The sequence below is a fragment of the Pseudonocardia xinjiangensis genome (assembly GCF_012911925.1).
GTDB lineage: Bacteria > Actinomycetota > Actinomycetes > Mycobacteriales > Pseudonocardiaceae > Pseudonocardia > Pseudonocardia xinjiangensis.
The window spans coordinates 1-13,949 of record NZ_JAAXKY010000091.1 but is presented as its reverse complement, the minus strand read 5'-3'; the positions used below and the strand labels follow the sequence as shown (position 1 = coordinate 13,949).

Sequence of the window (13,949 nt, the reverse complement as noted above, 5' to 3'; positions counted from 1 at the left end):
GGCATCTCAGGTGTCCATGTCGCGCAGCGCACCGTGGTCGGTCGTCGTCGGCCTGACCTCGACCAGTTCGAACACCCGCATCCAGCCCGGCACCGTGGCTGCGCAGGTCAGGGGCCGCCCCGTCTCCACCCGCCGCTCGTGCAGCCGGACCGAGCAGGCGGGGTCGGCCAGCTCCACCCGCCAGCCGGGGCTGCCGTCCGCCTGCTGTTCGGCGACGACGTCGATGGGCCGCAGGGCATCCACGCCCGTCGCCCCGGTGGCCATCCGCGCATGGTGCTGCGCGGCCTGGACGGCCGGCGGCAGCGACGAGCGCCCGCGCATCCAGACCGGGTCCAGCCGCCCGTCGGCGTAGTCGCGCACGACCGCGGGCGCGTCCTGCGCCGTCAGTCCGCCGAGCACGTAGCCGTGGGGGAGCAGGACCAGCGCCGGGGCGAAGCGGCAGCCGCCGATGTGGCTGCACTCCCAGACGGGGGCGGGGTCGGCGGCGGCGAGTGCGGCGGCCAGCGGGCGTCCGCGCACCGCGCAGCAGGTGTCGTGGCGGCCGTGGGTGCACACGAGGTGCAGCGGCCCCACGTACGGCACACCGGGGGCGTGCACCGCCTCCACCAGCTCCGCCTCGTCGACGAAGGTCCCGGTGCGGATCGACTCGTGCCCGGGGCGGGAGTCGACGCGGAACCAGCGGCGCGGCCGCCCGGGGGTGTCGCCGTGGACGACGTCCTCGGTCGGGCCCGGGGCCCGGCCCGGCCGGCGCACGAGGACCAGCCGCCCGGCCTCGGTGGCCACCCAGGCCGAGATCGCGGCGACCGCGGCGGGATGTATCCCCGACTGCGAGAGGGGGACCCGGCCCCACGGTCCGCCGTGTTCGACCAGGAACCAGCGGTCGGCCGGGGGTGCCGTGCCCTCACGTGGGTCGTGTGCAGCGTCGGCGACGAACGAGCAGCGTGGCCAGGGCCCCGCCGCTGTCATGCGTGAGTGGCCGGCACCAGCACGCCCTCCCGAAGCAGGCGGCGCACCAGCACGAGCTGGTCGGCCTCGTCCATTCCCGGGAGGCTACCCACCGAGCAGGTCGTCCCGCTCACCAGCGCGCGCACCGCGGCCTCCGTGGCCGCGGGGAGCGTGATCTGCCGGTCGGGCAGGCTCAGCACGACCTGCTCGCCCCGCCGGGCGACCCGGTGCCGCAGCCCCACCCGGCGCCGCACGCCGTCCCCGGTGGCGAGGTGCTCGACGAACGTCGCCACGGCCACCGGCCGCACCGGCTCGGGCCGCCCACCCGTCCAGACCCGCCCCCGGACGCGGCGTGCCACGTCCTCGGCGCTCACCTGCGGCAGTGCCTCGGCGAGGGCCGAGCGCACGGCGTCGAGATGCGGCGCGAGCTGCTCGGGGTCGGACACGTCGATGCCCAGGGGCAACGACGCCCTCAGCGCCGCGTCGCGGGCGACGAGCGCGGTCAGCGCCTCCACCAGCGCGTAGCGCGTGACGACGTGGACGCCGACCGTCAGGTGCGCCGATACGTCGCCCAGCGCGGTGGCGGCGTGCAGCCAGCCCCGCGGCAGGTACATGACGTCGCCGGGCTCCAGGACCGTGTCGATGACCGGGGTGTCGTCACGCGCGCGGGCGGCCACCGCAGTGGCGTGCGCGTTCCACGGTTGGTCGCGCAACGGGTCGGCGTGCACCGGCGCGTGCACCGTCCAGTGCTTGCGCCCGGCGAGCTGCAGGACGAACACGTCGTGCACGTCGTAGTGGGCCGAGAACCCGCGCGAGGACGGGGGAGTCACGTAGGCGTTGGCCTGGACGGGATGGCCCAGCTCGTCGGACAGCAGCGTGGCGAAGTCGATCACCGCGGGCCACGTGCGGTGCAGCGCCTGCAGCACCACGGTGGTGCCGTCGGCGAAGAGCGCCGCCACCTTGTCGTCGTGGACCTGGTCGCCGATCTCCGCGCCCGCCCCGCCCGGGCCGGTGAACGAGCCGGAGTCGACCACGGAGCCGTTGCGCGCCAGACGCAGGAACGGGGTGCGCAGGCCGCGTCGCGAGAGCAGCTCGTCCACGCCGTCGAGGTCGAGCAGGTCGCGGAAGCCGTCGGGGTCGGCGCCGCGCACGAGCCGTGGCTCCCGGCCCCAGTGCCGGGCACCGAAGGTGTCGGCGTCGAGCCCGGTGACCCGGGCGAGAGCACCGGGGGCGCCGGGAGGCGGGGCGGTGGGTGCCGGCCGCCCCAGCACGGGGCGTCCGGCACCACCGGGTCGGGTGACCTCAGCGGGCACCGCTGTCCGCTCCGCCGTCGGCTCCGCCGTCGTGGACGCCCGGGGTGCCACCGCCCGCCCCGGAGTCGGCCGGTCCCTCGGCGCCGGAGTCGGCTCCGCCGTCCGCACCGCCGTCGTGCACGCCAGGGGTGCCGCCGCCCGCTCCCGAGTCGGCCGGACCCTCGGCTCCCGAGTCGGCCCCGCCGTCCGCCCCACCGTCGTGCACGCCAGGGGTGCCACCTGCGCCGGAGTCGGCCGGTCCCTCGGCGCCGGAGTCGGCTCCGCCGTCGGCCCCGCCGTCCGCTCCACCGTCGTGCACACCAGGGGTGCCGCCGCCCGCGCCGGAGTCGGCCGGGCCCTCGTTACCGCCGCCTGCAGTCGTCGTCATGTCGTCGTCGTCGAGCGCCATCGAGCTCCTCCTCTGCTGGTGCGTCACCACTGCGATGACGGCCGGGGACTACCCGGTTCCCTCCGGTTATAGGCCGATGCGGGATCGGTCACTCTCCCCGCTGGCCGCAGCCACCCGGTTGTCGGCGGAACCCCACAGGTACTCCCACCGTTGGGTAAAGAGTTCGTAATGCCATGGGCGATGTTGGAGGACCACGTGCTGGAGATCAGCGGGCTCACCTGGGCGGTGACGATCGGACTGGTCGTCGCGCTACTGGCGCTCGACCTCGTGCTGGCGGCGGTGCGCCCGCACCGCATCGGTTTCCGTGAGGCCACGGCGTGGTCGGTGTTCTACGTCGGGGTCGCCGTCGCGTTCGGCGTGTGGTTCGCCATGACCTACGGCGGTGACTTCGGCACGCAGTACTTCGCCGGCTACATCGTCGAGAAGAGCCTGTCGGTCGACAACCTCTTCGTCTTCGTCATCATCATGACGACGTTCGCCGTGCCGGAGGAGCACCAGCACAAGGTCCTGACCTTCGGGATCGTGCTCGCGCTGATCATGCGGGCGATCTTCATCGCGCTCGGCGCCACGCTGCTCTCGTTGTTCTCGTTCATGTTCCTGCTGTTCGGCCTGCTGCTGGTCTACACCGCCGTGCAGATGTTCCGGCATCGCAACGAGGATCCGGACGTGGAGGACAACGCGGTGATCCGCAGCGCCCGACGCGTTCTGCCGATCACCGACGAGTACGTCGGCGGCCGGATCGTCACGAGGGTCGACGGTCGCCGCATGCTGACACCGCTCTTCATCGTGCTGATCGCGATCGGCAGCATCGACCTGCTGTTCGCGCTCGACTCGATCCCCGCCGTGTTCGGGGTGACGGAGGAGGCCTACATCGTCTTCGCGGCCAACGCGTTCGCCCTGCTCGGCCTGCGAGCGCTGTTCTTCCTGGTGAAGGGCCTGCTCGACCGCCTGGTGTACCTGTCGATGGGCCTGTCGATCATCCTGGCCTTCATCGGGGCCAAGCTGATCCTGCACTGGGCGCACGTGGACCTGAGCCCGAGCGTCCCGGAGATCTCCACGCCGGTGAGCCTCGGCGTGATCGTCGTGGTGCTCGCCGTGGTCACCGTGGCGAGCCTGGCCAAGACCAGGAGCGACCCGACGGCGAAAGCCCACGCCGGTTCGTTGCGCGCCCGCAAGCATGTGGCGGCCGATCAGGAGCGCGGCGGGGCCTGACCTCGCGTCCGTTCTCCCGTGCACGAGACCCGCCGCCTGGCGTGACATTGCAGAACTGAGTTCAGCCCGGCGCGGATATGTCGGGTTATGTCTGATCTATCGGTTTGGTCGTGTGGGAGCGCTCACCTTGCGAGCGCTGTTCCGATGATAGATATTAGGCATAATCTAATGCGGATCGCATTTCTGCCATGCCGCTGACCACGGAGAACGGGCGAATCTGCATGAGTTCCTTCACGGCCGGTTACGACTTCGTCATCGTGGGCGCCGGCTCGGCCGGGTGCGTCCTCGCAGCCAGGCTGTCGCAGGACGAGAGCGCGCACGTACTGCTGCTCGAGGCCGGCAGCAGCCAGCGTACGGAGTCGATGGCTCTGCCCCCCGCGTGGCCGACGCTGATCGGTTCGTCAGCGGACTGGGGTGACGCCACGGTCGTCCAGGCGGCGAACGGGATGGCGATCCCCTTTCCGAGGGGAAAGACGCTCGGCGGGTCGTCGGCCATCAACGCGATGTTCTTCGTCCGCGGCCACCGATCGAGCTACGACGCGTGGCCGGCGGCCGGGGCGAAGGGCTGGGGGTTCGACGATCTGCTCCCGTACTTCCGGCGCACCGAGCGGGCGCACGGCCGTGATCCGGCCCTGCGCGGTGACGAGGGCCCCGTGGTGGTCGCGCCGATGGAGCCGGACCCCTTCATGACGGCGGGGCTGCAGGCGGCAGTCGAGGCCGGCCACCGCGCGGCGACCGACGTCAGCGGCGGCCTGGAGGAGGGCTTCGGCTGGATGGACGTGAGCATCCGCGACGGGCGGCGCTGCGGTGCTGCTGAGGCGTATCTCGACGCGGAGGTCCGGAGCCGGCCCAACCTGACGGTGGTCACCGACGCACTGGTGCATCGCGTGCGGGTGCACGACGGGCGGTGCACCGGGGTCGAGTACAGCGTCGAGCACGGCACGGGGTCCGAGGTGCTCGTCGCGGAGTGCCGGGAGGAGGTCGTGCTCACCGCCGGCGCGGTGGGCTCGGCGCAGTTGCTGATGCTCTCCGGTGTCGGCCCGCAGGCGCACCTCGACGAGAGGGGAGTCGAGGTGGTCCTGGACCTCCCCGGGGTGGGAGCGAACTTCCATGATCATCCGCTGTCCATGGTGGCCTACACCCCGGTGCAGCCCGTGCCGACCGGAGTCGGCAACCACAGTGGGGTGATCGGCCTGATGAGCAGCCCCGTCGCTGCGGACGGGCCCGACCTCCAGCTGATCATCTCGGACATGCCGCTGTACGGGCCCGGGCTGCGTGGACCGGACCATGCGTACGCCATCGTCTTCTCGGCCGTGCGGCCCTACAGCCGCGGCACGGTCCGCCTGGGCAGCGCCGAACCCGGAGCGGCGCCGCTCATCGACCCGAACTACTACGCCGACCCCCGTGACCTCGACGTCATGGCGGCCGGACTGGACGCGGCCCGGACGCTCGGTCGCACGCTCGCCCTGGACCCGTGGCGCGGCGAGGAGGTCGTGCCCGGGCCCGGCGTGCGGGATGCCGAGGGTGTGCGCGACTACCTGCGCCGGAGCCTCGGGACCTACTTCCACCCGGTGGGCACGTGCAGGATCGGCCCGGACGGCGACGGCATGGCCGTGGTCGATCCCGACCTTCGCGTCCACGGGATCAGCGGGCTCAGGGTCGCGGACGCGTCCGTGATGCCCTCGATCGTGTCGGGGAACACGAACTCGACCGTCTACGCCATCGCCGAACGTGCGGCGGACCTGATCCGGCGGTAGCAGCACGCCGCCCGTGCCCGGGGGCGACGGCGCCCCCGGGCACACCCCGCCGGTTCGGCTCCCGCGACCGAGCCTCCCGCGGGGCACCGCCATGTCCAGCACCAGGGAACGGAGTACTCCTTGTCACGCCCTACAGAGGCCTCGGACGCCGGCCCGGCTCGCCCGGGTGAGCAGGCGCCACCGTCAGGAGGAGGCACCGCCGTCACGGTGGCGGCCCGCCTGGACCGGTTGCCGATCACGCGCACCCATCGGCTGATCACGGTCACGATCGGCATCGGCATGTTCTTCGACATCTACGAGGTGTTCCTGACCAGCGCCGTGTCGGGCGCGCTGACCAGCGAGTTCCACCTCACCAGCGCCGTACTGGCCCCGGTGCTGGCCTCGACGTTCGTCGGCATGTTCATCGGTTCGATCGTGCTGGGCCGGATGGCAGACCGGGTCGGCCGCCGCCGCGCGTTCATGATCAACCTGGCCCTGTACTCGCTGGCCTCGCTGGCCGGCGCCTTCAGCCCGAACGCGGTCTGGCTGATGATCAGCCGGTTCGTCGCCGGCCTCGGTGTCGGTGCCGAACTCCCGCTGGCCGACGCCTACCTCTCGGACATGCTCCCGGCCCGCCAGCGCGGCCGCTACACCGCGTGGGCGTACACCATCTCGTTCATCGCCGTGCCGATCGTCGGGTTCCTGGCCCGCGGTTCCGTCGGCCACCTCGCCGGGATCGCCGGTTGGCGCTGGATCTTCGCTCTCGGTGCGCTCGGTTCCGCCATCGTCTTCCTTCTCCGCACCACGCTCCCGGAGTCGCCGCGATGGCTGGAGGCCGTCGGGCGCGGTCCGGAAGCGGACAGCATCACGTCCCGGATCGAGGCGGAGGCCCTCCGCGGCGGTCACCGGCTCACCGAACCGACGCGGCGTGACCCGGAAGCCCCCGTCCGACCCGCTCGTGCCGGAGTGCGTGTGCTCCTGACGCCCCCGCTCCGCCGGCGCACGCTGATGATGGCCGTGTTCCAGGTCTTCCAGGTCTTCGGCTACTACGGGTTCGGCACGCTGGTGCCGCTGATCCTGGCCGCGAAGGGCTACGCGCTGAGCACGTCGTTGCTGTTCACGGCACTGACCTTCCTCGGCTACCCCGTGGGTTCCCTGCTGTCGCTCCCGCTGGTGGAACGATTCGAGCGGAAGTACCTCGTGGTGGGATCGGTTGTCGCGATGGCCGCGTTCGGGCTGGCGTTCGGCTTCTCGAACTCGATGGTGCCGATCGTGATCTTCGGCTTCCTCTACACCGCCGCCAGCAACGTATTCGCCAACGGCTACCACATCTACCAGGCGGAGATCTTCCCGACGGCCGTCCGTTCGACCGCAGCGAGCGGCACCTACGCGATCTCCCGGCTGGCGACCGGTGCCATGCCGTTCATCCTGCTGCCGATCCTGGCGGCGGTCGGGGCGGGTTGGGTGTTCGTCATCATCTGCGGTGCCCTGGTCGTCGTCGCCCTCGACATCGGCCTCATCGGGCCGCGGACCACCGGACTGTCCACCGAGGACGTCGTGGTCGCCTGAGTGGGCGCGCGCTCAGGCGGTGGCCAGCCCGGTGCCCCCGAGGGGGCGCAGGTCCACCAGCTCCGGCGGGCCGGCCAGCAGTTCGAGCACCTCGCCGATGCCGACCTCGCCGAGGTCGGCGGACAGGGCCCGATCGGACGCCTCCTCGTCGGCCCACACCTCGGTGACCCACACGGTGTCGGGCTCGTCGGCCGACAGGTTGATCACGTACAGCTCGCAGCCCGGGGCGCCGCGCAGTCCCTCCGCCACGCGGAGCAGGGTGTCGGCCAGAGCCGCTCCCCGGCCCGGCTGCGCGACCATGCGCACGTAGCGTCCGACACGCCCCGGGTCCTGCACGGATGACATCCGACGACCGTAGCGGCGCCGTCCGTGCGAGGTTGGGTCGGGTGGTGCGCGCGCCGGTGCGGATTCGCCGGCGGCCTCTGTCCGCTCACCCACCGAGTTCCCAGCGATCGGAGCGGCATGACCCTCATCACCGTCAACGACGTCGAGCTCGACGTGCAGATCAGCGGCGCGGGCCCCACGGTGCTCCTCGTGCACGGCTGGCCGGACACCCACGCCTGCTGGCGGCACCAGGTGGCTGCGCTCAACGCTGCGGGCTACCGCACCGTCGCCCCGGACCTGCGGGGCTTCGGCGCCTCCGGCAAACCGGAGGACCTGGCGCGGCTCACGGTCGGCGACCACGTCGGCGACCTGATCGGTCTCCTGCGTCACCTCGATGTCGAGAAGGCGCACCTCGTGGGGCACGACTGGGGCTCGGCCCTCGTGCAACAGGTCGCCATGGCGGCGCCTGAGCTGACCAGCAGCCTCACCTGCATGTCGGTCGGGCATGCGGCCGCCTTCTACGGCAGCGGGCTCGAGCAGCGGGAGAAGTCCTGGTACATGCTCCTGTTCCAGTTCCGCGGCGTGGCGGAGCAGTGGCTCAGCCAGGACGAGTTCCGGAACCTCCGGGAGTTCATCGCCACCCACCCCGACCTCGACGAGGTCGTCGAGCGCATGCGGGACCCGAAGGCCCTCAGTGCCTCGCTGGCGATCTACCGCACCGGCGTCCCGCCCGAGGTGCTGCTCGCGCGGATGGACGATTCCGCGCCGCTGCCCCCGGTGCCCACCATGGGCCTCTGGAGCACCGGCGACCGGTACCTCGTCGAGGCCGGGATGGTCGGCACGGAGAACTACGCGAGCGGCCCGTGGCGGTACGAGCGGATCGACGGCGCGGGCCACTGGATGCAGCTGGACGCGCCGGAGCGCGTGAACGAGTTGCTGCTCGACTTCCTCCCAGGACGGGGCGAGCATCGATGATTCTCTGCGCGTTCATGTCTCGTTCGTCGCACTGAGGTACGCCCGCTCCACTCTGGGACACCAGTGCTCGACGACGAGCGTGACGGCTGGAGCATGGGGTGGATCGGGTGCGCGACTGCAGTCAGTACGACCGTCCTGTCGGGCACGGGCGCGGTTCTCGACGGCGCAAGGTGGGCGGGCAGCGCTCCCTGGCACCGATGGACATCGCGATGTTGCAGCGGTCGGCCGGCAACCTCGCCGTCACCCGGTTGATCGGCCTGCAGCGGGCAGGCGCGGTGCCGGGAGTGGAGCCGGAGCCGACGACGGTGCCGGAGGTGCTGCGCAGCAGCGGCCGGACCTTGGAGGCGGGTGTCCGTGCCGAGATGGAGCAGACCCTCGGCGCGGACTTCTCCCACGTGCGCGTGCACAGCGACACGGTCGCCCAGCGGTCCGCGGCTGAGATCGGCGCACGTGCGTACACCTCGGGCAACCACGTGGTGCTCGGCGCCGGAGCGACCGACCGGCACACGCTGGCCCACGAGCTGTGGCACGTGCGTCAGCAGAGCCAGGGTCCGGTGGCAGGCACCGACGCGGACAACGGCCTGTCGATCAGCGATCCCCATGATCGTTTCGAGCGCGAGGCCGAGATGGTGGCCGACCGTGCCGTCCGAGGCCACCGAGCGCCTGCCCGGCTCGATGAGCAGGAGGCCGGCGGCGTGTCGCCCGGCTCCCGGCCGGTGCAGCGGGTGTTCTTCGGGTCGTCCAGGGACGCGGACCTCGGCGCCACGATGGCGGCCCGCCGACGACAACGCCTGGATCACGAGTACGGGCCACTGGTGGGACCGCACCGGGTCAAGGAGGAGTCCGAGCTCGCGGAGGACGGCGACGTCCGGCTCAACCCGGTGTGGTACCGGCTGGAGAACTTCCCTCCCGGGCTCCTCCTGGACCGGGGCAAGAGCGCCGTCTGGTGTTTCTCGGTGGGCGCCCGTGGCGAGATCCTGATGGGCAGCGAGGACATCACCACGGTTGTCGAGGACGAGGAATGGGCCAGGCTCCTCACGGCCATGCAGGAGAAGGACCCCACCCTCACCATGGACGAGCTCCAGCTGCGCCTGAACTCGTCGGGACATCCGACCATCGCGGCGGGCTTCCAGTCGCTCGGTCGGACGCAGGTCAAGCCGGCCAGGGTCTCGGGCGAGCTGCTCTGGAACGCCGAGCTGGAGCGCTTCGAGATCAACGACAAGTCCGGGCGCTACATGAGCAAGAAGGTGCGCGCCGGGCTGCAGCGTGCCGATGCCGTGCGCTGGATGACCACCGTCGCCGACCGGATGACCAGGCACTTCGGGGTACCGATCGGGATGGCGAACTCGAAGTACGGCGGGTGAGGCCGGTGACTACTCCCCGGTGAGCCCGTCCACCGTTTCCCGCAGGATGTCGGCATGGCCGTTGTGCCGCGCGTACTCCTCGACGAGGTGGCACAGGATCCACCGCAGGCTGGGTGCCCGGCCCTCGGGCCAGGTGCGCCGGGCCGGCCGTTCCAGGCCCCCGTCGGCCAGCGCCTCCGCGACCCCGGAACGGGACCGGTCCACCGCGGCCTCCCACAGCGCACGGAGCTGCTCCGGCGTGTCCTCGGCGGCCGAGCGCCAGTCCCAGTCGGGGTCGGTCTTCCAGTCCACGGTGTCCCACGGCGGGTGCGGGTCGCGCCCGTGCAGCGCCCGGGAGCACCAGTGGTCCTCGACGTAGGCCAGGTGCTTGAGCATCCCGCCCAGGGTCATCGACGAGGCGGCGACCGTGGCCCCAGGCCGGCCGCGTCGAGCCCCGCGCACTTCCACGCCAGCGTCGCGCGCTGGAAGTCCAGGAACCCCAGGAGGGTCGCGGTCTCGTCCGCCGCGAGCGGAGGCTCCGGGCGGCCTTGCTCGTCACGATCGATCATGGACGGCGAATCTACGGCGGGCCGAGCGTCGAGATCGACAGCAGCGTTGTTCGTCACGAGGAAAACCACGCTCACGTCGATCTCACCGTCCGGGGGACGGGCCGGAACATTTGTCCTAGCCATCGGCGCTCGGGGGCCGCGACTGTGGGCTCATGAGTCGACGGCGCCGGGTCATCGCGTCAGCCACCGTCCTCGCGGTCGTCGGGCTGCTTCTGGTCAATGCGGTGGTGGTGGCGCGCCAGGACGAGGAGGCCGCCGGGAGTCCGGCCCTGCCTCTCCCCGGCGGGAACATCCACGTGAGCCAGGACGGCCCCGGCGATGCCCCGCCACTCGTCCTGATCCACGGCTTCGCCGGGTCGACCCGCTGGTGGGACGCGCTGGTCCCGATGCTGGCGAGGTCTCATCGGGTCATCCGGATCGACCTGCTCGGGCACGGCCGGTCGGCCAAACCGGCCGGCGGGGGCTACGGGATCCCGGAGCAGGGAGCCCGGGTCGGGGCGGCGCTGGATCGGCTCGGCGTGAGGCGCGCCACAGTGGTCGGTCATTCCACCGGCGGCTCGGTCGCCACCGCCCTCGCCGAGCAACGACCCGACCTGGTCACCGCGCTCGCGCTCGTCAACACCGGGCCCCGCCTGGAGGCCTTCATCTCGAACGGGGTCGCCGGGCAGCTCATGTTCACCCCGGTCGTCGGGCAGCTGCTGTGGCGGTTGCGGACCGACAGCCTGCTCCGACAGGGTCTGAGCACCGGGTTCAGCCGCGCCGGCTACGAGATCCCTCAACAGCTCGTCGACGATGTGCGCGGCACGACCTACCACGCGTTCACCGCGACATCGCAGGCCGTCGACGACTACCTGGAGCAGCGCGCGCTCCCCGACCGGCTGACCGCCGTCGGCAAGCCGTTGCTGGTGATCTTCGGTGAGGACGACCGCAGATGGCGGGCCTCGTCCGCCGCCGAGTACCACGCGGTTCCGGGCGCGAGGGTCACGTTGCTGCCCGGTGTCGGCCACTCGCCCATGCTCGAGGATCCGCCACTGACCGCCGAACATCTCCTGGCCTTCACCGGGATGCACGCGCACTCGTGAGGGTCGCTGCTGTGACAGAACGCTGCTGTCACAGAAAGCAGTCAGGGGCCCGGTCCGAAGACCGGGCCCCTGGTGGAGCTGGTGCGCCGCGAGGGAATCGAACCCCCAACCCGCTGATTAAGAGTCAGCTGCTCTGCCTATTGAGCTAGCGGCGCCTGCCTCGGCGCCCTACCGCCCGGCGCCGAGAAAGAACGTTACACGTTCATCCAGACGCGCCGTGCGGCGGGGGCCGCGGCATGGGGTGAGTGACGGGACTTGAACCCGCGACTTCCTGGACCACAACCAGGTGCTCTACCAGCTGAGCTACACCCACCATGGATCCCGGCCTCGGCCGGGACCTTCAACAGCTTAGCGTGGCCGCTACGCCGGATCGAAGCGGGTTCCCGCGGGGCCTGCGACCTGCGCAGCAGCGGCCTGAGCCTGCTCCGACGTCGGTCCGGGCTGCGGGACGAACAGGGTGCGGCGGTAGTACTCGAGCTCGCGGATCGACTCCTCGATGTCGGCGAGTGCCCGGTGCGCGAGGCCCTTCTCGGGCTTCGCGTAGAACACCCGGGGGAACCAGCGACGGCACAGCTCCTTCACCGAGCTGACGTCCACCATCCGGTAGTGCAGGTGGGCGTCGAGGGCCGGCATGTCGCGGGCCAGGAACCCACGGTCGGTGGCGATGGAGTTGCCGGCGAGCGGGGCCGTTCGTGGCTCCGGGACGTGCTCGCGGACGTAGTCCAGCGCTAGCTGCTCGGCCTCGGCGAGGGTGACGGTCGAGGCCCGCACGGCCTCGGTCAGCCCCGAGTGGGCGTGCATCTCGCGGACGATGTCGGGCATCCCGGCCAGCGCCTCGTCGTCGGCATGGATGACGACGTCGACCCCGTCGCCGAGAACGTTCAGGTCGGCATCGGTCACCAGCACGGCGATCTCGATGAGGGCGTCGCGCTGGAGGTCCAGCCCGGTCATCTCGCAGTCGATCCATACCAGACGGTCGTTCATCCCCGAAACATTAGGCCCGGCGCCGCCACCGTTGCCCGTCGCGCGCCGTGAGTCGCGTTTCATCCGTCCGGGAACGGGTGACCCGGCTACGCTCCGGTCGCGTGGAGAACACCGTCGGAGCTGATCAGAGCCCTGCAGCACGTGAGATCGCGGCCGGGTACGCCACCGAGGGGGCTGCCCTCGAGCTGGGCACGGTCGTCGTCGACGGGGTGGTCGACCCGGCGGCGCGGGTGCGCATCCCGTTCGCCACGCTCAACCGGCACGGCCTCGTGGCGGGCGCCACGGGCACCGGGAAGACCAAGACGCTGCAAGGGATCGCCGAGCAGCTCTCGGCCGCCGGGGTCCCGGTACTCCTGGCCGACATCAAGGGCGACGTGTCCGGGATGGCGCGGCCCGGCGAGCCCGGCCCGAAGATCGAGTCGCGGGCCCGGGACACCGGCGACGACTGGACGCCCACCGCGTACCCGGTCGAGTTCCTGTCGCTCGGCGGCACCAGCTCGGCCGTCCCCATCCGCGCGACGCTCACCCAGTTCGGCCCGATCCTGCTGTCGAAGGTGCTGGACCTCAACGAGACCCAGGAGTCCACGCTGGGGCTGATCTTCCACTGGGCCGACCAGCGCGGCCTGCCGCTGCTGGACACCAAGGACCTGCGCGCCGTCATCCAGCACCTGACCAGCGACGAGGGCAAGGCCGACCTGAAGGGCGTCGGCGGGGTCTCCGCGGCCACGGCAGGGGTGATCCTCAGGGCGCTGGTGAACCTAGAGGCCCAGGGCGGGGAGGACTTCTTCGGCGAGCCGGAGTTCGAGCCCGCCGACCTGATCCGCCACGTCGACGGCCGGGGCATCGTCACGCTGCTGGAGCTGTCGGACCAGGCGGCCAACCCGCGCCTGTACTCCACGTTCCTCATGTGGCTGCTGGCCGAGCTGTTCGAGGATCTCCCCGAGGCGGGCGACCTCGACAAGCCGAAGCTCGTGTTCTTCTTCGACGAGGCGCACCTGCTGTTCACCGGCGCGTCCAAGGCGTTCCTGGAACGCATCGAGCAGACCGTGAAGCTGATCCGGTCCAAGGGCGTCGGGGTCTTCTTCTGCACGCAGCTGCCCACCGACGTCCCGAACGCGGTGCTCTCGCAGCTCGGTGCGCGGGTCCAGCACGCACTGCGGGCGTTCACCCCCGACGACCAGACCGCGCTGGCCAAGACCGTCCGGACCTACCCGAACACGAAGCACTACGACATGGAGGAGGCGCTCACCTCACTGGGCATCGGTGAGGCGATCGTCACGGTGCTCTCCGAGCGGGGTGCACCCACCCCCGTCGCGTGGGCCCGGATGCGCGCGCCGCGCTCGCTGATGGGCGCGATCGGCGGCGACGCCGTCACCGCCGCGGCGAAGGCGTCGCCGCTGTACGGGAAGTACGGGCAGACGGTCGACCGCGAGTCGGCCTACGAGCTCCTCACCGCGAAGATCGCCGCGCCGCCCCCGGCGCCCGAGGCCCCGCCCGTCGCCGTCCCGC

At 71.6% G+C, this 13,949-nt stretch carries 14 protein-coding genes and 2 tRNA genes; 7 read left to right on the top strand and 9 right to left on the bottom strand.

Features of this window, described 5'->3' with window-relative positions; genetic code table 11:
* Nucleotides 1-6: 6 nt before the first annotated feature.
* Genes HF577_RS24135 through HF577_RS24125 form a run of 3 tightly spaced genes read right to left on the bottom strand, consistent with a single transcriptional unit; the run spans nt 7 to nt 2,646 of the window.
* Entirely contained in the window at nt 7-966 is a 960-nt protein-coding gene (locus HF577_RS24135; RefSeq protein ID WP_169398220.1) for a sucrase ferredoxin, read from the bottom strand.
* Complete coding sequence (locus tag HF577_RS24130) at nt 963-2,258, bottom strand: cupin domain-containing protein (protein WP_312859341.1); 1,296 nt, start codon at nt 2,256-2,258, stop codon at nt 963-965. The genes HF577_RS24135 and HF577_RS24130 overlap by 4 nt, the downstream gene beginning before the upstream one ends.
* Nucleotides 2,248-2,646: a BatC protein gene (locus HF577_RS24125; RefSeq protein WP_169398219.1), complete on the bottom strand. Its 399-nt coding sequence runs from the start codon at nt 2,644-2,646 to the stop codon at nt 2,248-2,250. Before HF577_RS24125 ends, HF577_RS24130 begins: the two co-directional genes overlap by 11 nt.
* 180 nt (nt 2,647-2,826) lie before the next feature.
* On the opposite strand from HF577_RS24125, the gene HF577_RS24120 reads away from it, so the two are divergent.
* The 3 genes from HF577_RS24120 (at nt 2,827) to HF577_RS24110 (ending at nt 7,163) form a co-directional block, all read left to right on the top strand.
* Complete coding sequence (locus tag HF577_RS24120; RefSeq protein ID WP_211174755.1) at nt 2,827-3,858, top strand: TerC/Alx family metal homeostasis membrane protein; 1,032 nt, start codon at nt 2,827-2,829, stop codon at nt 3,856-3,858.
* Nucleotides 3,859-4,079: 221 nt separating this feature from the next.
* Nucleotides 4,080-5,615: a GMC family oxidoreductase gene (locus tag HF577_RS24115; RefSeq protein ID WP_169398218.1), complete on the top strand. Its 1,536-nt coding sequence runs from the start codon at nt 4,080-4,082 to the stop codon at nt 5,613-5,615.
* Nucleotides 5,616-5,735: 120 nt separating this feature from the next.
* The gene (locus HF577_RS24110) at nt 5,736-7,163 is read left to right on the top strand and encodes an MFS transporter (protein ID WP_407692237.1); all 1,428 of its coding nucleotides are present in this window, start codon (nt 5,736-5,738) and stop codon (nt 7,161-7,163) included.
* Nucleotides 7,164-7,175: 12 nt separating this feature from the next.
* On the opposite strand, the gene HF577_RS24105 is transcribed toward HF577_RS24110, so the two are convergent.
* On the bottom strand, nt 7,176-7,508 hold the full coding sequence (locus HF577_RS24105; protein ID WP_211174754.1) for a putative quinol monooxygenase: 333 nt from the start codon (nt 7,506-7,508) through the stop codon (nt 7,176-7,178).
* A gap of 117 nt (nt 7,509-7,625) precedes the next feature.
* Between HF577_RS24105 and HF577_RS24100 the strand changes: the two genes are divergently transcribed.
* Both HF577_RS24100 and HF577_RS24095 read left to right on the top strand, forming a co-directional pair.
* Nucleotides 7,626-8,462 (top strand): alpha/beta fold hydrolase, encoded by an 837-nt coding sequence (locus tag HF577_RS24100; protein ID WP_169398217.1) that lies wholly within the window; start codon nt 7,626-7,628, stop codon nt 8,460-8,462.
* Between the two features lie 107 nt (nt 8,463-8,569).
* Complete coding sequence (locus HF577_RS24095; RefSeq protein ID WP_312859340.1) at nt 8,570-9,826, top strand: eCIS core domain-containing protein; 1,257 nt, start codon at nt 8,570-8,572, stop codon at nt 9,824-9,826.
* A gap of 9 nt (nt 9,827-9,835) precedes the next feature.
* On the opposite strand, the gene HF577_RS24090 is transcribed toward HF577_RS24095, so the two are convergent.
* Complete coding sequence (locus HF577_RS24090) at nt 9,836-10,216, bottom strand: mycothiol transferase (protein WP_246267113.1); 381 nt, start codon at nt 10,214-10,216, stop codon at nt 9,836-9,838.
* On the bottom strand, nt 10,213-10,374 hold the full coding sequence (locus tag HF577_RS38675; RefSeq protein WP_246267112.1) for a DinB family protein: 162 nt from the start codon (nt 10,372-10,374) through the stop codon (nt 10,213-10,215). Before HF577_RS38675 ends, HF577_RS24090 begins: the two co-directional genes overlap by 4 nt.
* A 152-nt stretch (nt 10,375-10,526) precedes the next feature.
* On the opposite strand from HF577_RS38675, the gene HF577_RS24085 reads away from it, so the two are divergent.
* A complete protein-coding gene (locus HF577_RS24085; RefSeq protein WP_169398216.1) occupies nt 10,527-11,456 on the top strand; it encodes an alpha/beta fold hydrolase in 930 nt (309 codons plus the stop codon).
* A gap of 79 nt (nt 11,457-11,535) precedes the next feature.
* Here HF577_RS24085 and HF577_RS24080 read toward each other — a convergent pair.
* The 3 genes from HF577_RS24080 to orn all read right to left on the bottom strand — a co-directional run bounded on the left by HF577_RS24080 (nt 11,536) and on the right by orn (nt 12,440).
* Nucleotides 11,536-11,611 (bottom strand) — tRNA-Lys (locus HF577_RS24080).
* 82 nt (nt 11,612-11,693) lie between these two features.
* Nucleotides 11,694-11,769 (bottom strand) — tRNA-His (locus tag HF577_RS24075).
* A 47-nt stretch (nt 11,770-11,816) separates the two neighbouring features.
* Nucleotides 11,817-12,440 carry an oligoribonuclease gene (gene orn / locus HF577_RS24070; RefSeq protein WP_169398215.1) on the bottom strand — a complete coding sequence of 208 codons (624 nt, stop codon included), beginning with the start codon at nt 12,438-12,440 and terminating at the stop codon, nt 11,817-11,819.
* Nucleotides 12,441-12,541: 101 nt separating this feature from the next.
* On the opposite strand from orn, the gene HF577_RS24065 reads away from it, so the two are divergent.
* Nucleotides 12,542-13,949 (top strand): helicase HerA-like domain-containing protein (locus HF577_RS24065; protein WP_169398214.1); only part of this gene is annotated, 1,408 nt, incomplete at its 3' end.

Coding starts and splice junctions, on each gene's coding strand:
- HF577_RS24125 (WP_169398219.1), bottom strand. CDS start 2,646: ATGGCGCTCGACGACGACGACATGACGACGACTGCAGGCGGCGGTAAC.
- HF577_RS38675 (WP_246267112.1), bottom strand. CDS start 10,374: ATGATCGATCGTGACGAGCAAGGCCGCCCGGAGCCTCCGCTCGCGGCG.
- HF577_RS24120 (WP_211174755.1), top strand. CDS start 2,827: ATGTTGGAGGACCACGTGCTGGAGATCAGCGGGCTCACCTGGGCGGTG.
- HF577_RS24100 (WP_169398217.1), top strand. CDS start 7,626: ATGACCCTCATCACCGTCAACGACGTCGAGCTCGACGTGCAGATCAGC.
- HF577_RS24085 (WP_169398216.1), top strand. CDS start 10,527: ATGAGTCGACGGCGCCGGGTCATCGCGTCAGCCACCGTCCTCGCGGTC.
- HF577_RS24115 (WP_169398218.1), top strand. CDS start 4,080: ATGAGTTCCTTCACGGCCGGTTACGACTTCGTCATCGTGGGCGCCGGC.
- orn (WP_169398215.1), bottom strand. CDS start 12,440: ATGAACGACCGTCTGGTATGGATCGACTGCGAGATGACCGGGCTGGAC.
- HF577_RS24135 (WP_169398220.1), bottom strand. CDS start 966: ATGACAGCGGCGGGGCCCTGGCCACGCTGCTCGTTCGTCGCCGACGCT.
- HF577_RS24105 (WP_211174754.1), bottom strand. CDS start 7,508: ATGTCATCCGTGCAGGACCCGGGGCGTGTCGGACGCTACGTGCGCATG.
- HF577_RS24090 (WP_246267113.1), bottom strand. CDS start 10,216: ATGACCCTGGGCGGGATGCTCAAGCACCTGGCCTACGTCGAGGACCAC.